This window comes from Burkholderia sp. MS455 (assembly GCF_016899445.1).
In the GTDB taxonomy this organism is placed as follows: Bacteria; Pseudomonadota; Gammaproteobacteria; order Burkholderiales; family Burkholderiaceae; genus Burkholderia; species Burkholderia pyrrocinia_C.
Genome location: NZ_CP041777.1, coordinates 466,689 through 485,214, shown reverse-complemented (window position 1 = coordinate 485,214; position 18,526 = coordinate 466,689). Strand labels below are relative to the sequence as shown.

18 protein-coding genes and 3 pseudogenes are annotated in these 18,526 nt (G+C 61.2%); 20 read left to right on the top strand and 1 reads right to left on the bottom strand.

The window, feature by feature from the left end; genetic code table 11:
• From FPJ27_RS01885 to FPJ27_RS01860, 6 genes are all read left to right on the top strand, one after another.
• Window positions 1-240: a hypothetical protein gene (locus tag FPJ27_RS01885; protein ID WP_204421203.1), complete on the top strand. Its 240-nt coding sequence runs from the start codon at window positions 1-3 to the stop codon at window positions 238-240.
• The gene (locus FPJ27_RS01880; RefSeq protein ID WP_204421202.1) at window positions 237-632 is read left to right on the top strand and encodes a hypothetical protein; all 396 of its coding nucleotides are present in this window, start codon (window positions 237-239) and stop codon (window positions 630-632) included. Before FPJ27_RS01885 ends, FPJ27_RS01880 begins: the two co-directional genes overlap by 4 nt.
• 218 nt (window positions 633-850) lie before the next feature.
• Window positions 851-1,108, top strand: coding sequence for an RHS repeat-associated core domain-containing protein (locus FPJ27_RS01875; RefSeq protein WP_204421246.1), 258 nt, complete (start codon window positions 851-853; stop codon window positions 1,106-1,108).
• 194 nt (window positions 1,109-1,302) lie between these two features.
• Window positions 1,303-1,776 (top strand): hypothetical protein, encoded by a 474-nt coding sequence (locus FPJ27_RS01870; protein ID WP_204421201.1) that lies wholly within the window; start codon window positions 1,303-1,305, stop codon window positions 1,774-1,776.
• Window positions 1,777-1,808: 32 nt separating this feature from the next.
• Window positions 1,809-3,656, top strand: coding sequence for an RHS repeat-associated core domain-containing protein (locus FPJ27_RS01865; RefSeq protein WP_239483168.1), 1,848 nt, complete (start codon window positions 1,809-1,811; stop codon window positions 3,654-3,656).
• Window positions 3,653-3,928: an immunity 53 family protein gene (locus tag FPJ27_RS01860; RefSeq protein WP_124613831.1), complete on the top strand. Its 276-nt coding sequence runs from the start codon at window positions 3,653-3,655 to the stop codon at window positions 3,926-3,928. The genes FPJ27_RS01865 and FPJ27_RS01860 overlap by 4 nt, the downstream gene beginning before the upstream one ends.
• A 30-nt stretch (window positions 3,929-3,958) precedes the next feature.
• Here the strand turns inward: FPJ27_RS01860 and FPJ27_RS01855 are convergent, their stop codons facing one another.
• The gene (locus FPJ27_RS01855) at window positions 3,959-4,261 is read right to left on the bottom strand and encodes a SymE family type I addiction module toxin (protein ID WP_204421200.1); all 303 of its coding nucleotides are present in this window, start codon (window positions 4,259-4,261) and stop codon (window positions 3,959-3,961) included.
• A gap of 135 nt (window positions 4,262-4,396) precedes the next feature.
• Between FPJ27_RS01855 and FPJ27_RS01850 the strand changes: the two are divergent.
• The 14 genes and pseudogenes from FPJ27_RS01850 to FPJ27_RS01785 all read left to right on the top strand — a co-directional run.
• Window positions 4,397-4,888, top strand: a pseudogene (locus tag FPJ27_RS01850) (RHS repeat-associated core domain-containing protein); the annotation flags it as partial.
• 70 nt (window positions 4,889-4,958) lie between these two features.
• The gene (locus tag FPJ27_RS01845; protein WP_204421199.1) at window positions 4,959-5,996 is read left to right on the top strand and encodes an IS630 family transposase; all 1,038 of its coding nucleotides are present in this window, start codon (window positions 4,959-4,961) and stop codon (window positions 5,994-5,996) included.
• A gap of 379 nt (window positions 5,997-6,375) precedes the next feature.
• Entirely contained in the window at window positions 6,376-6,711 is a 336-nt protein-coding gene (locus FPJ27_RS01840) for a hypothetical protein (protein ID WP_204421198.1), read from the top strand.
• 92 nt (window positions 6,712-6,803) lie between these two features.
• Window positions 6,804-7,049: pseudogene (locus tag FPJ27_RS01835) on the top strand (hypothetical protein); the annotation flags it as partial.
• Window positions 7,050-7,089: 40 nt separating this feature from the next.
• Window positions 7,090-8,059 (top strand): annotated as a pseudogene (locus FPJ27_RS01830) (tyrosine-type recombinase/integrase); the annotation flags it as partial.
• A 332-nt stretch (window positions 8,060-8,391) separates the two neighbouring features.
• Window positions 8,392-9,654, top strand: coding sequence for an MFS transporter (locus FPJ27_RS01825; RefSeq protein ID WP_204421197.1), 1,263 nt, complete (start codon window positions 8,392-8,394; stop codon window positions 9,652-9,654).
• Window positions 9,655-9,793: 139 nt separating this feature from the next.
• Window positions 9,794-11,473 carry an NAD(P)/FAD-dependent oxidoreductase gene (locus tag FPJ27_RS01820; protein WP_204421196.1) on the top strand — a complete coding sequence of 560 codons (1,680 nt, stop codon included), beginning with the start codon at window positions 9,794-9,796 and terminating at the stop codon, window positions 11,471-11,473.
• Window positions 11,474-11,555: 82 nt separating this feature from the next.
• Complete coding sequence (locus FPJ27_RS01815; protein ID WP_204421195.1) at window positions 11,556-12,260, top strand: CoA transferase subunit A; 705 nt, start codon at window positions 11,556-11,558, stop codon at window positions 12,258-12,260.
• Between the two features lies 1 nt (window position 12,261).
• On the top strand, window positions 12,262-12,903 hold the full coding sequence (locus FPJ27_RS01810; RefSeq protein WP_034184335.1) for a CoA transferase subunit B: 642 nt from the start codon (window positions 12,262-12,264) through the stop codon (window positions 12,901-12,903).
• 151 nt (window positions 12,904-13,054) lie between these two features.
• Window positions 13,055-14,452 carry a lysine 2,3-aminomutase gene (locus FPJ27_RS01805; protein WP_072439829.1) on the top strand — a complete coding sequence of 466 codons (1,398 nt, stop codon included), beginning with the start codon at window positions 13,055-13,057 and terminating at the stop codon, window positions 14,450-14,452.
• A complete protein-coding gene (locus tag FPJ27_RS01800; protein WP_204421194.1) occupies window positions 14,449-15,357 on the top strand; it encodes an N-acyl homoserine lactonase family protein in 909 nt (302 codons plus the stop codon). Before FPJ27_RS01805 ends, FPJ27_RS01800 begins: the two co-directional genes overlap by 4 nt.
• Entirely contained in the window at window positions 15,354-17,291 is a 1,938-nt protein-coding gene (locus tag FPJ27_RS01795; RefSeq protein ID WP_204421193.1) for an FAD/NAD(P)-binding protein, read from the top strand. The genes FPJ27_RS01800 and FPJ27_RS01795 overlap by 4 nt, the downstream gene beginning before the upstream one ends.
• A gap of 2 nt (window positions 17,292-17,293) precedes the next feature.
• Window positions 17,294-17,950, top strand: a complete 657-nt coding sequence (gene maiA / locus FPJ27_RS01790; RefSeq protein WP_204421192.1) for a maleylacetoacetate isomerase — start codon at window positions 17,294-17,296, stop codon at window positions 17,948-17,950.
• A 2-nt stretch (window positions 17,951-17,952) separates the two neighbouring features.
• A complete protein-coding gene (locus FPJ27_RS01785; protein WP_072439821.1) occupies window positions 17,953-18,471 on the top strand; it encodes a cupin domain-containing protein in 519 nt (172 codons plus the stop codon).
• Window positions 18,472-18,526 lie beyond the last annotated feature (55 nt).

The window sequence follows — 18,526 nt, the reverse complement described above, 5'->3', positions numbered from 1 at the left end:
ATGCTCAACGGAACGCGCGTCAAGTACTTTCGCGATCCCACCACGAAACAATGGTCTGCCGATACGGAGGGGCACGGTGGATCCGCATGGAAAGTCATGGAGCAGCAAGGCGGGAATCTTGTTCATTTCCGCGATGCAGACGTCTATGGCGACTTTATGGGTAAGCACAAAGGCGAGACAGGAAAGGTGATGTCTATGAACGGCATGAAGTGTCGGGATGCCAAGGGAGAGAGCCAATGAAAATTCAATCCGTCGAAGAATTCAAAAGATATGCGGAAAGTGGCGATGATGAAGAGTTTGCGAAGACTCAATGGGAGGCGTCTGACGACTTGTGGTTCGCAGTGCTAGAGGAGTACCCAGAGCTGTCACGTAGCGTTGCCTTCAATAATACGATCTCCATAAATGTGTTAGAACGATTGTCAGCAAGTAACGACTGGATGACACGTTGCGACGTGGCAATGAAGCGAAGAATAAGTCGCAGTATTTTTGACAGATTGTCGCTAGATAATGAGCCCGCCGTTAGAAGAAGAATTGCTCTTAATCCAAAGGTGCCGCGAGACATATTGACGCGGCTTGCCACAGATGAAGATGAATCGGTCGCGGGGGCTGCAAAGGAGCGATTGGGATCATAGATGAATGGGCCAGATTTCGCGGCCCGTCGTTATTGCAATTCTATAGGTACGATCGAGTACCCGGCCCCTTTGGTCAACTGCCGAGCAATGTCTGAATGCCTTGCTGTACAAGGCTCGACGGCAGATCGGTAAACGAGACATACCGCTACGACGAGGGATACGACCTTCAGGGGTACACGTGATCTTGGCCACAGATAGGTCGGGCTAGTATCGGGTAGCTGGGGCTACGTTATAACCGCAATCGGTATTACGATCCGCAGACGGGCAGGTTCATCAGCAAGGACCCGATCGGGCTCGCGGGCGGCATCAACGTCTACCAGTACGCGCCTAACTCGACAGGCTGGATCGATCCGTTAGGGCTAAAATGTCGACCCGACGTCTCGTCTCGAGCTGCTCGCCGCGAAGCGATGAGGCAAGCTGGAATTCCGACAAGCCAGCAACCGATTGCTCAGTCAAGGAATGCCTCCGGAATATGAAGTTCCGCAAGCCGGAGGTGGGACAGTACAGGCCACTGTGCAGCAGCAAACGATGGACGTAAGTCACTTGGACGAGCACCATTGGGAGGCGGGCAAGGTTAAGGTGGATCCGATCACCGGCGAGGCTAGAATGAACGATTATGGTAGACCCAAAATCGCCAATCCGAAAGGAAAGGCATATTACGGGGGCTGCGATGATTGATCCCAAAGCAGACAGGTATAAAAAGGAGCTTTTGTACCGAAGGGTTCGTGGGAAAACGATTCTCAATGAATATCTTCGCAAGGTCGCTGCGCTGTTTTCAGTTGGTGCTCAAAAAGAAATTATTCCATTGGATAAAACGGACGCCATATTTGAAAAGTTTAAAGAGGGGAGTGCGCGCCTTCGCGCGAGGAAGCGACGCATTTCTTTGCGTGGAGTTGGGGTGGCTCTATCTAAAATAAAGAAAAGCAATCTTGATTCATTTTACGTTTTAATTGACGATGACTGGAAATACTGTGGAGCTCTTCTTGTTAAAAACATGGGGGGTATAGATATTTCACTCCGATTTGGGGAGGTCGTACTTAACGATCTTTTATTCATTTCCGATGATCTGTCAAAGGCAATGAGTCTTGATTTTTTTGAGATGGATGGAATATCTCTGGTGGATGTTACTGAGTGGCGACGATAGACGGGGCTGCCCTATAGCCGCGCAATGTAACTATGTTCGGCGGTGGCGGCATAATCAACGACGCCATTTGCGCCCGCCCCGTGCGGGCGTCCTTTTATGCGCAAGGTGAGGTGACTGTCGAGAGGGAGTCGTTCAAGTACGACGGTCTGGGCCGGCTGGCGCTCGCGGTCAATGATCAATCGCGCGTGCAGTGCTTCTACGATCCAGTGGGAAATCTGGCGCGCGAGCACATGCTCATGCGGGTCGAAGGAAGCGAATACGAATTCGTGTGGCGGCACGAGTATGACGAAGTCGGGGCGCGAGTTGCGACCATTCGGCCGGATGGTCATCGGTTGGACTGGCTTACCTACGGTTCCGGTCACGTGCATGGTGTGATGCTCGACGGGCGGACCGTTGCAAACTTCGAGCGCGACGACGCACACCGTGAGACGCAGCGCGAGCTCGGTAACGGACTGACGCAAACGACGCATTATGACGAGGCTGGCCGACTCGCGCGGCAACTGCTGCAAGGCACGGGCCGCAAGGTGATGGAGCGTCGCTACCAGTACAACGCGGCAGGCCAGCTGACCCAGATCACGGACCTGCGTCTCGGCGAAATCCAGTACGCGTACGACCCGATCAGTCGACTGACGCGCGCGCAGTCGTCGCTTGGAGTCGAGACGTTCTCGTTCGACCCGGCGAGCAACATCGCCGAGGCGAAGGAGCGCGACGAACACGGCATCGGCGTGTTGGGTGGGTCGCGATCCGCACCGCTACTGGACAATCTGCTGAAGGACTTTGCGGGAATCCACTTCGCTTACGATGAAATGGGCAACCTGAAGCGGCGCACGCGAAACGGCGAGCGCACGGACTTCGAGTGGAGCAGTCTTGGCCGGATGGTGTCGGCACGCGACCGGCACATGCACGCGACGTATACGTACGACGCGCTCGGCCGGCGCATTGCGAAGCTAACCGAACCGTTGGTGCCGTATCTCGCGGGCGCTGGCAGTGGCTGGCGGGATGCGGAACGGCAACGTCTGAAGCAGGAGCGTGGCTACGGTTTCACGTTGTACGGTTGGGACGGTGACACTCTGGCCTATGAGACAGCGTGGGAGAGACGGGAGACGACGCACTACGTGTATGAGCCGGGGAGTTTCACGCCGCTTGCGCTGGCCACAGGGCCGGCGATGTTGGACGACGGCGATGTCGCCGCGTCGGCGTTTGCGCGCATCGCTTACTACCATTGCGATCAGATTGGCACGCCGCAGGAGGTCAGTGACGAATCGGGGGAGGTCGCCTGGTCCGTCCGCTACAAGGCGTGGGGCGAGGCAAGGGAGGTTATCAGCGGCGCGGCACGTAAGGCTGGCATTACGAACCCGCTGCGCTTCGCTGGCCAGTATTTTGATTCCGAGACGGGTCTTCACTATAACCGGCACAGGTACTATGATCCGAGTAGTGGACGGTTTGTATCGAAAGACCCGATTGGGCTCGCGGGTGGCATCAACGTCTATCAGTACGCGCCAAATCCGGTCGGCTGGATTGATCCGTTGGGGCTGTCGAAGCAATGTGCGAAATGCTTGCCAAGTTGCAATGACTATACGTCCCGTGGGCCGAAAAATGAGGAGGAGATGGCTCGTGAGCTTTCCGGACAAATCGACCAGAATTCAGTGACATTCTCTACACCGACGACACAGGGCCACATCGATTTGCAAGGGGCATCACATTTCGACAAAGCTACTGGTGTCGATATTCCGACCCCGCACGTCCAGACTCGGAAAATAAATGTCGGGCCAAACGGTCAGGTGACTACGTCGAAAAAGACAGAGGTTACAAGGGCGGCGACCAAGCAAGATGTTCGAGTGGCGAGGGAGCTGGCAAGGCGAAAAGGGTTGTGCAAATGAGCGATTTAATAGCTGCGTTGCAGCGCTGGTATACATCCCAATGCAATGATGTTTGGGAGCACTCTTATGGTGTGGAGATTGTCAATATCGACAACCCGGGCTGGAGGGTCAAGATAAATGGTGCTTCAGTCAGGAGACCGACCGATATCAACATTGAGCGTGACGACGAGGATTGGATCAGGATAAGCGCCACCGAAACGGAGTTCATCGGATACGGCGGTCCTGGTAATTTGCAGGAAATTCTGAAGCTTGCTATGGATTGGCTTCAGTAACAACAAGGGCCGCGGTTGCGGCCCTTGTTGTTATCGAGGTTGGCGGAGATCCGGGGAGATGGTGATCTGCTCCGCTTGTTCTACTGCGGGAGCGATCTGTGCGGCGGTAATGGTGAACTTGCCGTGTTCGACGTGAACGTGGAGCTTCTGTCCGGCGTGGAAGCCGACATCGTGTATCAGCCAGCGGCCGGCGATCTTGAGCCAGAGGTGTAGGGGCTCGCAACTCTCGTCATAGATGGCCCTCATTCCGTAACGACCGATGTCTCGCTTGCGCTGCATGGTGATGAAACGTTCCGTGATGGGTGGACGTGCTTTAAGATTGGCGTCAGCCATGATCAACTCCTGGAGTGAGTTGGTGGTGGTCAGCGGGCCGTAACCGAACCGTTGGTGCCTTATCTCGCGGGCGCCGGTAGTGGCTGGCGGGATGCGGAACGTCAACGGCTGAAGCAGGAACGTGGCTACGGCTTCACGTTGTACGGTTGGGATGGCGACACGCTGGCGTATGAGACGTCGTGGGAGAAACGCGAGACGACGCACTACGTGTATGAGCCGGGGAGTTTCACGCCGCTTGCGCTGGCCACAGGGCCGGCGATGTTGGACGACGGCGATGTCGCCGCGTCGGCGTTTGCGCGCATCGCTTACTACCATTGCGATCAGATTGGCACGCCACAGGAGGTCAGTGACGAATCGGGGGAGGTCGCCTGGTCTGTCCGCTACAAGGCGTGGGGCGAAGCAAGCGAGGTTATCAGCGAAGCAGCACGCAAGGCAGGAATCAGCAACCCGCTGCGCTTCGCGGGCCAGTATTTTGATTCCGAGACGGGTCTTCACTATAACCGGCACAGGTACTATGATCCGCTGACGGGCCGCTTCATCTCGAAAGACCCCATCGGCCTGCATGGAGGGATCAATGTCTATCAGTACGCGCCCAATCCGACGGGGTGGGTTGATCCGCTAGGGTTAACCGGTTTTGAACCTATTGATTCGAAACATTTGATCTTGAAATTGGAAAATAAGCCCTCACGTTTTGAGCATGGAAAAACGAGACATGAGATCGCTTCCACGCGAAGCGCGCGAAGAACGGCGTCGACAGGTGATCGCCCTCCGGGAAGGCGGGATGACCTACGACGAGATCGCCCAACTTACCGATCTGTCGCGAACGGGTGTGTTCGATATATGCAAGCGTTACGTGCAGGAAGGCACGGCAGCCTTGCGTGACAAGCCGAGCGGGCGTGCCGTCACCCAGAAGCGCGCCCTGACGGAGCAACAGGAGATCGAGGTGCGTGTGTTGATGCGCGATCAAATGCCGGATCAGTTGAAGATGCCGTTTGCGCTGTGGACCCGCCACGCCGTGCGGGAGTTGATTCGACAACGTACGGGTCGCACGCTCACGCTGCAGGGCGTCGGTCTGTACTTGGCACGCTGGGGCTTTACGCCGCAAAAGCCGCTGAAGCGGGCGTACGAACAAAAGCCGCAGGCGGTTCAGACGTGGTTGAACGAGACGTATCCGGAGATTGCGCGCCGTGCGCAGACCGAAGGTGCGGAAATCCAGTGGGGCGACGAGACGGGCTTGCGTTCCGACGATGTGCGCGGGCGCTCCTACGCGCCGATCGGCAAGACACCCGAGCGGCGTGTCATGAGCAAACGCGAAGGGCTGTCGATCATGTCGACCGTGACGAACCGCGGCCAGGTGCGCTGGAAAGTGTTCGAAGGCGCGATGAACGCCGACATCCTGATCGACTTCTTGAAGCGACTGATCAAAGACATGCGGAGCAAAAAGGTGTTTCTGATCCTCGACAACCTGAAGGTTCATCACGCCAAGCTGGTCAAGGCGTGGCTGGCTGAACATGCCGACAAGATCGAAGTGTTCTACCTGCCCTCGTACAGCCCGGAGCTCAATCCCGACGAGATGCTCAACGCCGATTTGAAGGCCAGCATCACACGCCAGGCTCCCGCTCGGACCAAGGGGCATCTGAAGAAAGCCGCTATCAGCCATTTGCGACGGCTTCAGAAGTCGCCGCAACGGGTTACTCGTTATTTCATGCATAAACCCATCCGCTATGCAGCTTGATTCAAGATCAAATATTTCTGATCAATAAGGTTCTAACTAGCGGAACTGTCTTTAGAAATGCATCGGGGACCCCCGATAGCCTGACTCCAAGCTTAGGAAAAGACACGACCCGAGTCGATGGGAAAGAGCCGGGCTTGTCGGCAGCCACTTCGGAAGCGGGATTGGACAGCGGGAAATATGTCGAGCTGGACGTCGGCAAGCTTTGTTCGTGCGGGCTTCAAGCGACGCATGATAAGCCGAATGGTCACGTGACCATTCGACCGATAAACGATCCGACCGATTCCAAATTAACAGACTGGGCGAAGTCCAGAGGAGGCGGCTCGACGTATTCTCTGACAGAAGGTATATTGGGAGCAGTCACCGGTCGGGGGAAAAAGTGATGGCGACTTATATCCAATCCTATTTTTCAGACTATGTGGCAAGGGTAAAATGTGCCATTGAAAAGAGGGTCAAAATTGAGTCATCGAATTCAGGATTTTACCAAAACTCTCTCGGCGGCACGGCATACGTAAGCTTCTACCCAAAGGAGATCGATCTAACACTTGATCTGACAGGTGTAGGTGATAAATATAGGGTAACCGCCGATCTGACGGATCAAGAGGGAAAAGTGATTTCTGGGGATATCTTTAAATTCGACGGGAATCCAGAGTATTTGTGCATGGAGCTTGACGCGTTCTTCGCTGATTTGGTTAAGTTGGTTTCGGATTGCCTTTAAATGAATGAGATGGCCGCGTTAGCGGCCCCTCGTTCGTCTATAACCGGCATCGGTATTATGATCCGAGTAGCGGACGGTTCGTATCGAAAGACCCGATCGGGTTAGCCGGCGGCATCAACGTCTATCAGTACGCGTCCAATCCGACAGGATGGGTTGATCCTCTAGGCCTTGCTCGTTGTCCTTGCAAGCCTTGTGGCAACTCATGTCGAGTAAGCCTCAGAGAGATACGGAGGCAGCTCGGTATTCCGATGTCGGAACAACCAATAAGTCAGAAGATGGCTCCGCTAACGGATTCCAATGCCAATTGGATCCTTGGTCAGGACAAAAGCCAGCCATGACACGGGAGCTGACTTATCAGATTGGTGGTAAAAATGTGATCGCAAGGAAGCCGAACTGTTGATCTTGTGGGCGATCGTCGAACGCGGCCGGGCTTTGTCATCGCTCACGACTGATGACGCGATCGCGTACCGGGCATTCATCCGAGGTCCAGCGCGCGTGAACGGTGGGGCGGCCCGCCGCGACCGCGCGATTCAGTGGAGTGGTGACCGTTCTCGGGGGGCTGTCGGCTCGCTCGGCAGCCTATGCGCTGACCGTACTCTCAGCGCTGTTTCGCTGGCTGATCGAGCAACGCTACGTGCTGGCTAATCCGTTCGCCGGAGTCAAGGTTCGCGGACATGCATTGCGCCCGGCGCTCGACACGACGCGCGGCTTCACGGAAGGCGAATGGTTGCTGCTGCGCTCAATCGCGGACGGCCTGGAGTGGTCATACGGCTGGTCGGAACCGGCCGCACAACGGCTACGCTTCCTGCTCGACTTCGGGTACGCGACGGGCCTGCGTGCCAACGAACTCGTCGGGGCAACACTTGGCGACGTGCGCGTCGACGAGCGCGGTGACCAATGGCTCCATGTGACCGGCAAAGGAGGCAAACGCGCCCGAGTGGCATTGCCACCGCTCGCACGCGACGCACTCGATCAGTGTCTCGTACAGCGCCGATTACCAATTATGCCTGAGCAGTGGCAGCCCAGAACTTCATTGGTGGCGAGTCTCGGCGAAGACGGTGGCGCCGGCATTGCCGGCGCGCGACTATGGCACGTCATGCGCCGGTTCTTTCTGCAGGCTGCCGATATCATCAGGTCGGCTCACCCCGCGCTCGCCGAAAAGCTGCAGCGGGCAAGTCCCCACTGGATGCGTCATAGCCATGCCAGCCACGCCCTCGCTCGTGGCGCTGGATTGACGACGGTTCGCGACAACTTGCGCCACGCCTCGATCGCGACAACTTCAATGTACCTGCACGGCGACGATATCCTGCGCGCACGAGAGATCAATCAGGCGTTCGGACGACGGTAGCACCGACCCCGGCCGGCCTTAGCGTGCAATATTTTCCGTTTTCTGAAGTCACCCCTAATGGTGCCGGCAGCAACGTGGCAAGACGCGGATTCGAACGGTGTCAAGACGGCAGGCGCCGTCGCGCAGTCGATCGAGCGTCGTCGCGTCGCGACAAGATTGCCCGGTTTAAAAACTCATCGGGCCGCAGACCCGCTACCATGAGCCGTTCCTTACACGCCTGAAAGGATATCGTTGGTTATCGGTAACTACGATAATTTCTATTGCAGATACGTCTCTACTCGCAAAACCGGCCTTCGACTACTGTAGCTGTCACGTTACTACCGAGGCCATACATGTCCAAACTCAATCTCAAACTACTGGGTCCATGCCTGCTCGCCATTGCGATCGACGCGATGGGGTTCGGGCTCGTGTACCCGATCATGGCGGCGATCTTCTCCGATCCCCAATCCGGCATCATCGGCGCCGATACGAGTCCGCAACTCCGCAATTTCTACCTGGGGCTCGGGTACGGCGTCTATCCGTTCTGCATGTTCTTCGGCTCCTCGCTGATGGGTGAGCTGTCCGACGGCTACGGCCGGCGGAAGATCATGCTGCTGTGCGTGTTCGGGCTGGCTCTCAGCTACTTGCTGATGGCGCTCGGCGCGCTGCTGCCGAGTATCGCGCTGTTGCTGGTCGGACGCGGCCTGAGCGGCCTGATGGCCGGTTGCCAAGGGATCGCGCAGGCCGCGATCACGGACATGAGCACGCCGGAAACCAAGGCGTACAACATGAGCATCATGTCGATCGCGTTCAGCGCGGGCGTCATCGTCGGCCCCGTGCTCGGCGGCGTCACGTCGGACCGCACGATCGCACCGTTCTTCAACTACGGCACGCCGTTCCTGCTGGTCGCCGCGCTGTCGGTCGTCTGCGGGCTCTGGACGTTCTGGTCATATCGCAACGCGGTCGCGCCGACCGGCAACACGCGTGTGGACCTGCTGATGCCGCTGCGGATCATCTACCAGGCCGGCACGCACCGCCGCATCGCGTTCCTGTCGATCGTGTTCTTCCTGATGCAGGTCGGCTACGGGCTGTATCTGCAGACGATCATGCTGGTGCTGCAGACGAAATTCCAGTACACGAGCTCGCAGCTCGGCCTGTTCAGCGGCCTGATCGGCATGTCCTTCGTGTTCGGGCTGATGGTGATCGTGCGGCTGATGCTGAAAATCTGGAACGTGGTCGACATCGCGAAGACGGGCCTGCTGATCGCGGGCGTCGGGCAAGTGCTGTCGGCGCTGTTTCCGCACGAAAACACGCTCTGGGTGCTCGGCATGGTGGTCGGCTGCTTCGACATGGTTGCATACACCACCATGTACACCGCGTATTCGGACGCGGTGACCGAGGACCGCCAGGGCTGGGCGCTCGGCGTCGCCGGCTCCGTGATGGCGATCGCCTGGGTCGTGACGGGCTTCCTCACCAACCTGTTGCCCGTGCTCGGCGAACTCGGCCTGCTGATGGTCGGCGGCCTGAGTTTCGTCCTCAGCTTCGTGATGATGCTGGCTTATGGCCGAAAGTGGTCCGCGCCAACCGTGTCCGTCGGCTCGCGCGCCTACGACTGATGTGTCTTCTCCCGGCGCGCGCATCGCTGCCGCGATGCCGCCCGGGCGCCAGCCGGATTCCAGGCCGGCGCATGCTCTCCCTGTATCGAAACGGAAGTACCCGATCAATCCAGCAACACGTTCATATTGAAGGACTGACATGGTGAATATCGCATCAAGAGACGAGGACGCCGCATTCGATATGGTCATCGTCGGCGCCGGCGTAGCCGGCCTGTACATGCTGCATCGGGCCAAGGAAGCCGGTCTGTCCGTACGGCTCGTCGACGCGGCGGACGGCATCGGCGGTACCTGGTTCTGGAATCGCTATCCCGGCGCACGCGTCGACATCGAGAGCTTCGAGTATTCGTACTCGTTCTCGCGCGAACTCGAACAGGAATGGCGCTGGACCGAACGCTATGCATCGCAGCCCGAACTGCTGCGCTATTTCGATCACGTCGCGCACCGCTTCGGGCTCTATGAACACATCCAGCTCGGCACGCGGATCGATGCCGCGACGTTCGACGAATCGCGCGCCCGCTGGACGCTCGTCACTCAGGCCGGCGAACGACTGCACGCCCGCTACTGCGTGATGGCGACCGGCTGCCTGTCTGCGCCGAAGGTGCCGGACGTCCCCGGATACGGCAGCTTCGCCGGCGAAACCTACTTCACGTCGCGCTGGCCGACCGGCACGGTCGACCTTGCCGGCAAGCGCATCGGCGTGATCGGCACCGGCTCGTCGGCGATTCAATTCATCCCGGTCGCCGCGCAATCGGCCGCGCACGTCACCGTGTTCCAGCGCACGCCGAACTACAGCATCCCGCTGCGCAACCGTCCAATGGACGCGGAATACGAGCAGCAAATGAAGGCGAACTACGCGGAACTGCGCCGCATGGAATGGCAATCGCCCGGTGGCTTCGTCTGTGTCGGCGGCGAACCGCGTCAACCGCTGCGGATTTCCGCGCTGTCCGTCACGCCGGAAGAGCGCCTGCGCGAATACGAAGCGCGCTGGGCCGCGGGCGGGCTGTGCTTCTACACGTCGTACAACGATCTGCTGACGAACAAGGAGGCGAACGACACGCTCACGGCATTCGTCCGCGCGAAGATCCGGGAGAAGATCGACGATCCCGTGCTGGCCGACAAGCTTACGCCGAGCGGCCATCCGATCCTGACGAAGCGCCTGTGCGCCGACAGCGGCTATTTCGAAACCTTCAATCGCGACAACGTATCGCTGATCGACCTGAAGGAAACGCCGATCGAGTCGATCACCCGCAACGGCATCGTCGCGGACGGCCGCGAGATCGAACTCGACATGATCGTATTCGCAACCGGCTTCGATGCGGTGACGGGCGCGCTGCTGAACGTGGACATTCGCGGGCGTCACGGCGAATCGCTGCGCACCGCGTGGAAGAACGGCCCGCAGACGTATCTGGGGCTCATGAGCGCGGCGTTCCCCAACCTCTTCAACATCGCGGGTCCCGGCAGCACCGCCTCGCTGAGCAGCGCGGTGCCGTGCGACGAGCACCAGGTCGAACTCGTGATGAAGCTGATCGAGCGCGCCGCACACCACGATGCGGCTACCGTCGAGCCGACTCGCGCGGCGCAGGAAGCGTGGACGGCACGCATCCAGGCGATCGCGGAGAAGACGCTGATCCATCAGAGCAACTCCTGGTACGTCGGCGCAAACGTGCCCGGCAAGCCGCGTGCCGTCCTGCTCGATCTCGAGGGATTCGATTCCTACATCGCCGTATGCGAAGGCATCATCGAACGCGATTACGAAGGATTCCTGTTCAACACCGAAACTTCCGATCATTCACTTCCTGAAAGTGTGGCCGAAGTCTGACCCCGCGACATCCTCCCGCTGAATCGGTTTCCTACACCGGCGATTCGCGTCCGACGGGCGCGAATATCAATAAGGATTACGTATGAATAAACTTCATTCGAGCGCTGCTTCAGCGCTCCGGGACATCGTGCGCGACGGCCAGACCTTCGCGATCGGCGGCTTCGGCCTGTGCGGGATTCCCGAGGCGCTGATCGGCGCGTTGCGCGATTCGGGCGTCAAGGGCATCACCTGCATCAGCAACAACGCGGGCGTCGACGGTTTCGGTCTCGGCCTGCTGCTGGAAACGCGCCAGATCAAGAAGATGATCTCGTCGTACGTCGGTGAGAACAAGGAGTTCGAGCGCCAGTACCTGGCCGGCGAACTCGAGCTCGAATTCACGCCGCAGGGCACGCTGGCCGAGAAGCTGCGCGCGGGCGGCGCGGGCATCCCCGCGTTCTTCACCAATACCGGCTACGGCACCGTGATCGCGGAAGGCAAGGAGACGCGCCAGTTCGGCGATCGCCACTACGTGCTCGAGCCGTCGCTGACGGCCGATGTCGCGCTCGTGAAGGCCTGGAAGGCCGACAAGTCCGGCAACCTGATCTATCGCCGCACCGCGCGCAATTTCAACCCGATGTGCGCGATGGCCGGCAAGATCACCGTGGTGGAGGTCGAGGAGATCGTCGAGAACGGCACGCTCGATCCGGACCAGGTTCATACGCCGGGGATTTTCGTGCAGCGCATCGTGCTGAACGCGACGCCGGAAAAACGCATCGAACAACGCGTCGTACGCGCGAAAGGAGACTGACATGGCCTGGAATCGTGACCAGATGGCCGCGCGCGCGGCGCAGGAACTGCAGGACGGCTTCTACGTGAACCTCGGCATCGGCCTGCCGACGCTCGTCGCGAACCACGTGCCGGAAGGCGTCGAGGTGTGGCTGCAGTCGGAGAACGGGCTGCTCGGCATCGGCCCGTCGCCGACCGAGGACGAAGTCGACGCCGATCTCATCAACGCCGGCAAGCAGACCGTCACGACGCTGCCGGGTTCGTCGATCTTCTCGTCGGCCGACGCGTTCGCGATGATCCGCGGCGGCCACATCAACCTCGCGATCCTCGGTGCGATGCAGGTCAGCAAGCAGGGCGACCTCGCGAACTGGATGATCCCGGGCAAGATGATCAAGGGGATGGGCGGCGCGATGGACCTCGTCGCGGGCGTGAAGCGCGTCGTCGTGCTGATGGAGCACGTCGCGAAGGGCGACCAGCACAAGATCCTCGACGAATGCAACCTGCCGTTGACGGGTGTCGGCGTGGTCGACCTGATCATCACCGATCTCGGCGTGATCGAAGTGACGCCGGCCGGCCTCAGGGTCGTCGAGCTCGCCGACGGTGTGAGCGTCGGCGAGATCAAGGCGAAGACCAGCGCGCCGCTCGATGTAAGCGCCGTGTCCTGAGCATCGGCGGCGAACGGCAAAGCAACACGCCGTTCCATCGATTTCGATTTGCATTAGTCGTTTCGCTGTACTTAACGCATCACATTTATCACCAGGAAGTTGATTCAGATGTCGTCACATTCATAAATCTAATCTGCTGGAGAGGGCCGTCATGAGTCAGGATCAGATGTGGAAGTTCAAGCCGTATACGAGGCACACCGTTTCCCAATCGCCGCAATGGCAGCTATTGCCGGGCGAGCTTCGGGAAGCCGTCGACGTCGTTTCGCGCGTGCTGCCGTTTCGAGTCAATCCCTATGTGCTGAATGAACTGATCGATTGGGACAAGGTTCCCGACGACCCGATCTACCGGCTCACGTTCCCGCATCGCGACATGCTGAAGGACGACGAGTATGCGGCGATCCGCGATCTCATCCAGGAAGGTGCCGACGAAGCGCGCATCGAAGCCGTCGTCCGCCAGATCCGCCTGCGGATGAACCCGCACCCCGCCGGGCAGCTGACCCACAACGTGCCCTATCTCGACGGCGTGCCGTTAAGCGGCCTGCAGCACAAGTATCGCGAGACGGTGCTGTTCTTTCCGAGTGCGGGGCAATCCTGCCACGCGTATTGCACGTTCTGCTTTCGCTGGCCGCAGTTCGTCGGCATGGACGAGCTCAAGTTCGACGCTCGCTCGTCGCAGGAGCTCACCGCCTATCTGCGGCGTCATCCGGAAGTCACCGACATTCTCGTGACGGGCGGCGATCCGCTCGTGATGAGTGCCCGCGCGCTCGGAGAATACCTCGAGCCGCTGCTCGCGCCGGAGTTCGACCATCTGCAGAACATCCGGATCGGCACGAAGTCGGTCGCCTATTGGCCGCAGCGCTTCGTGAGCGACAAGGACTCGGACGACCTGCTGCGCGTGTTCGAAAAGGTGGTGGCGTCCGGGCGCAATCTCGCGATCATGGGCCATTACAACCATCCGCGCGAACTGCAGCATCCGATCGCGCAGCGGGCCATGCGGCGCATCATCGGCACCGGCGCGAGCGTGCGCATCCAGGCACCGCTGATCCGGCACATCAACGAGGATCCGGCCGCCTGGGCCGAGCTGTGGACGACGGGCGTGCGGCTCGGAGCGATCCCGTACTACATGTTCGTCGAGCGCGACACCGGGCCGAGCGATTATTTCAAGCTGCCGCTCGCACGCGCCTACGAGATTTTCCAGGCCGCCTACCGCTCGATATCGGGCCTCGCCCGCACCGTGCGCGGCCCGTCGATGAGCGCGTTCCCGGGCAAGGTGATGGTCGACGGCATCGTCGAGCTGGCCGGCGAGAAGGTGTTCGCGCTGCAACTGCTGCAGGCCCGCAACCCCGAATGGGTGCGCCGGCCGTTCTATGCGAAGTTCGATCCGAAAGCGACCTGGTTCGACGAGCTCGTCCCCGCATTCGGCGAAAAAACCTTCTTCTTCCAGGACGAACTGGCCGCGATGGAGCATGGCGCTGGCGGATCGGGCCGGACCATCGCCGTGGCCCGTCACGACGCCGTGCGCCCCGATTTGCTGGAGGCCGTGGAATGAGCAGCCTTCTCGATCAGGAAAGCGCGGAGTACGAAGTCTTTGCGCTGCGTTACGCGACGCACGACGATCGGCGCAGTGGCGAGAACTATCTCGGCGACGATCCGCACGACGACATCTCCATGCCGCTCGACTTCTATGTCTGGGTGATTCGCGGCATGGGCCGCACGGTGCTGGTCGACACAGGGTTCGACGCGCCGACGGCCGCCCGGCGCAAGCGCCGCTATCTGCATTCGCCGGTGGCGCTGCTGGGCGAGCTCGGCATCGACGCGGCCGACGTGGACGACGTGATCATCACGCACATGCACTACGACCACGCGGGGAACATCCGCGCGTTTCCCGGGGCGACGCTGCATATCCAGGATGCGGAGATGGCGTACTGCACCGGGCGCTGCATGTGTCACGAAGCGATTCGCAAGCCGTTCGAGGCGCATGACGTGTGCGCGGCGATCGAACGGTTGCACGCGGGCCGCGTGCGATTCGCCGACGGCGATCACGCGGTGGCATCCGGCATCCACACGCACCTGATCGGCGGCCACACGGCCGGCCTGCAGGTGGTGCGGGTGCGCACGGCGCGAGGCCATGTCGTGCTGGCCAGCGACGCCGCGCACTACTGGGACCACATCCGCTCGAAGCGCCCGTTCCCGATCGTCTTCAACGTCGCGCGCATGCTCGACGGGCATGCGGCGATCGAAGCGCTGGCGGACGGCCCCGACCACATCATTCCCGGCCACGATCCGGCGGTGCGCCAGCGCTTCCCGCGCTGGAACGGGCATCCGGACATCGTGGCGCTGCACGCGCCGCCCTTGAGCGACGCGCACCTCGCCGCCGACGCGTCGCGCGCGGCGGTATCGAACCCGGCGACAGCAGCGGCCGACGTTCAACTCGAAACGGGAGAAACGCAATGACGAACACGATTTCGATTGCGATCATTGGCTTGGGGCCGCGCGGCGTCACCGTGCTCGAGCGCCTCGTCGAGCATGCGCGCAGTATTCCGGCGGGCGTCGCGCTGGACATCACGGTGTTCGACGCCGGCGAGTGCGGGCAGGGCGCTCATCCGTCGAGCCAGCCGGATCACTTGATGATCAACACCGTCGCTTCGCAAGTGACGATGTTCGCGCCGTCTAGCGAGCTGGGCCGGCACGGCGCGCCGTCGCTCGTCGAATGGGCGCATGACAGCGGATATCGCTACGTCGACGGCACGTTCCGGAAGACGGCGGTCGATGCGGGCCGCCCGCTCAACGATGCCGACCATCTGCCGCGCAGCCTGCTCGGCGAATACCTGTCCTGGGTTTATGCACGGATCGTCGCCGCGCTGCCGCGCAGCGTCGCGGTGACGCATCGCCGCGCCCGCGTAGTCGATCTCGTGCCGGCCAAGCGCGGCTACGAACTGCAAGTCGACGACAGCGCGCCGGCCTTTGCGCACTACGTGTTCCTGACGACGGGCCACGGCACGCGCCGCCCCACCGAGAGCGACCAGCGCCTCGCGCAGTTCGCGGAGCGGCATCGGGTCAACAACGGGCAGCTCGCATACGTGCCGTCGCCATACCCGATCGAGACGCTGAACGATATCGCCCCCACCGCGACCGTCGCCGTACAGGGGTTCGGCCTAACCGCACACGATGTCGTGTCCGCGCTGACGATCGGCCGTGGCGGACGCTACGTCGAACGCGACGGCGAACTCGAATACCAGAAGTCCGGGCTCGAACCGCAGATCCTGCTGTTCTCCCGCAACTGCCTGCCGTTCGCCGCGCGCGGGATCAACCAGAAGGGGTTGACGGGGCGCCACCGCCCGCGCTTCTTCACGCCGGACGCGGTGGCGGCATTGCGTGCGGCCGCGCTGGACACCACGGGCAGCAGCCTGATCGATTTCCGCGCTGACGTGCTGCCGCTGATTATCAAGGAAATGGCTTACGCGTACCGGCTCGCGCTGCAAGGCGGCAACGTCGATGCCGACGGGTTCGAGCCGCGCCCGGATGAGCTGCACGCGATCGGCCAGATTCTGTGGCCGCTCGAGGGCAGGACGTTCGAATCCTTCGACGCGTTCCGCACGTTCTTTTTCGCGCTCATGCGCGACGACCTGCATCACGCGCTGCTCGGCAACCTGACGAGCCCGGTCAAGGCGGCGACCGACGTGCTGCGCGATACGCGCGACGCGTTGCGCGCGGCCGTTGAATACGGCGGGCTGACGCCCGATTCGCATCGCTACTTCGTCGACGAATTCAACGCCATCACCAACCGCGTGTCGTTCGGCCCGCCGCTGCGGCGCAATCGCGAGCACCTCGCACTGCACCGCGCCGGCTTGCTCGACATCGCCGGCGGCCCAGGCGCGCGGCTTGTCGCCGACGAGACGTGCGCGCATTTCCGCATCGAGGCGCAATACGGCGAGCGGGTGGAGCGCCGCTACGCGGACGTGCTCGTCGTCGCGCGGCTCGATCCGTATTCGCCGGCCACCGACGGTTCGCCGCTCTCGACCGCGCTGCTCGGCCGCGGCATCGTCCGCCCGTACCGGAACGGCGACTACCACCCGGGCGGACTCGACGTCGATACGGGTATGCATCCGCTCGGCCGCGACGGCGAAGCGCAGTCGCGCCTCTGGGCCATCGGCTTTCCCATCGAGGGCGCGCACTTCTACACGCATGCGCTGCCGCGTCCGGGCATCGCGTCGCGGCAGACGCGCGACGCCGAGCGCTGCGTGCTCGAACTGCTCGACATGATCGCGGCCGAACAGGCCACCGGCCCGGCCCGCATCGGCGTGCCGGGCGACGACACCACCGCGGCGCGCGATTCGCTCGCAGCCGCGCCTGAAGCCGCCTTGACAGCGGCGCTGGAGGGTAACTAAACATGCTGACCCTGCACGATTTCCACCGCTCGTCCGCATCGTTCCGGGTGCGTATCGCGCTCAATCTGAAGGGCGTCGCCTACACGACGGTCGTTCAGGATCTCGATGCGCGCGCCCACCGCGCCGATCCGTATCTGTCGATCAATCCGCAAGGCCTGCTGCCCGCGCTGCGGATCGGCGACCGCGTGCTGACGCAGTCGTCGGCGATCGTCGAGTATCTCGACGACGAATACCCGGACCCGCCGCTGCTGCCTGCCGGCACGCAGGAACGCGCGCGCGTGCGCGCGTTGTTCCAGACGGTCGCGGCGGACACCCACCCGATCACGGCCATGCGTGTCGCCCAGTACCTGAAAGAGGCGACCGGCTGCGACGACGGCGTGGTGCTCCGCTGGAAGCAGCACTGGATCACCACGAGCCTGGGCGCGCTCGAGACGATGCTCGCCGGCAGTGCCGAGACAGGCCGGTTCTGTCACGGCGATCGCCCGTCGCTCGCGGACCTCGCGCTGGTGCCGCAAATCGTCGCGGCCCGCAACGTCAACATCGATATCGCGCCGTATCCGACCGTATCGCGCATTCATGACGCATGCATGCAGCTCGCGGCGTTCCGCGATGCCCATCCGGATACCTGTTCATCCCACCCTGCGTACAACAAGGAGTAACCATGCAGACGATCGAAGGCGACATTCTCTCGTTCTCGGAATATCTCGAACTGACGTCGAAACCCCCGGCCGACCCGGTGGTCTGGAAGTGGCAATCGATCGAGTCAATGACGCTCAGCCGCCCGCACAACCCGCAGGGCACGCTTGCGCTGTCCGGCGGCAGAGTCGATGAGCACGGGACAGTCGCTCCCGATCTGTCGCTCGTCATCCAGGTACTGAAGCCCGGCGAGATGACGGAGCGGCATCGCCATTCATTCTGGCATCTGTACATCGTTCAATCGGGCTCCGGAGAAATGGCGTTCGGCGAAGACCAGACGCGCGAGCGACTCGTGCCGGGCGACACGGTGTTCGTGCCCGCCTGGGGTTATCACGCCATCGGCAACCCGTCGGGCACCGAGCCGTTCGTGCTGTTCCGCCTGCAGAACCTTCCGCAGAACGCGAGTTCGGGCAATCTCATGCGCGAAATCCAGGGGGAGCTGCAAATCATCTATGCCGGCGCGGGTCTGGCATCCCATCGGTAAAACGACGCGCGGGCCGGCCGCACACGGCGGCCGGCCCGCGTACAGACGAAGGAGG

Excerpts from the sequence above, each read along its gene's own strand:
- FPJ27_RS01845 (WP_204421199.1), top strand. The coding sequence starts at position 4,959 with ATGGAAAAACGAGACATGAGATCGCTTCCACGCGAAGCGCGCGAAGAA.
- FPJ27_RS01870 (WP_204421201.1), top strand. The coding sequence starts at position 1,303 with ATGATTGATCCCAAAGCAGACAGGTATAAAAAGGAGCTTTTGTACCGA.
- FPJ27_RS01795 (WP_204421193.1), top strand. The coding sequence starts at position 15,354 with ATGACGAACACGATTTCGATTGCGATCATTGGCTTGGGGCCGCGCGGC.
- FPJ27_RS01820 (WP_204421196.1), top strand. The coding sequence starts at position 9,794 with ATGGTGAATATCGCATCAAGAGACGAGGACGCCGCATTCGATATGGTC.
- FPJ27_RS01865 (WP_239483168.1), top strand. The coding sequence starts at position 1,809 with ATGTTCGGCGGTGGCGGCATAATCAACGACGCCATTTGCGCCCGCCCC.
- FPJ27_RS01815 (WP_204421195.1), top strand. The coding sequence starts at position 11,556 with ATGAATAAACTTCATTCGAGCGCTGCTTCAGCGCTCCGGGACATCGTG.
- FPJ27_RS01805 (WP_072439829.1), top strand. The coding sequence starts at position 13,055 with ATGAGTCAGGATCAGATGTGGAAGTTCAAGCCGTATACGAGGCACACC.
- FPJ27_RS01860 (WP_124613831.1), top strand. The coding sequence starts at position 3,653 with ATGAGCGATTTAATAGCTGCGTTGCAGCGCTGGTATACATCCCAATGC.
- FPJ27_RS01810 (WP_034184335.1), top strand. The coding sequence starts at position 12,262 with ATGGCCTGGAATCGTGACCAGATGGCCGCGCGCGCGGCGCAGGAACTG.
- FPJ27_RS01855 (WP_204421200.1), bottom strand. The coding sequence starts at position 4,261 with ATGGCTGACGCCAATCTTAAAGCACGTCCACCCATCACGGAACGTTTC.
- FPJ27_RS01800 (WP_204421194.1), top strand. The coding sequence starts at position 14,449 with ATGAGCAGCCTTCTCGATCAGGAAAGCGCGGAGTACGAAGTCTTTGCG.
- FPJ27_RS01880 (WP_204421202.1), top strand. The coding sequence starts at position 237 with ATGAAAATTCAATCCGTCGAAGAATTCAAAAGATATGCGGAAAGTGGC.
- FPJ27_RS01885 (WP_204421203.1), top strand. The coding sequence starts at position 1 with ATGCTCAACGGAACGCGCGTCAAGTACTTTCGCGATCCCACCACGAAA.
- FPJ27_RS01785 (WP_072439821.1), top strand. The coding sequence starts at position 17,953 with ATGCAGACGATCGAAGGCGACATTCTCTCGTTCTCGGAATATCTCGAA.
- FPJ27_RS01825 (WP_204421197.1), top strand. The coding sequence starts at position 8,392 with ATGTCCAAACTCAATCTCAAACTACTGGGTCCATGCCTGCTCGCCATT.
- maiA (WP_204421192.1), top strand. The coding sequence starts at position 17,294 with ATGCTGACCCTGCACGATTTCCACCGCTCGTCCGCATCGTTCCGGGTG.
- FPJ27_RS01840 (WP_204421198.1), top strand. The coding sequence starts at position 6,376 with ATGGCGACTTATATCCAATCCTATTTTTCAGACTATGTGGCAAGGGTA.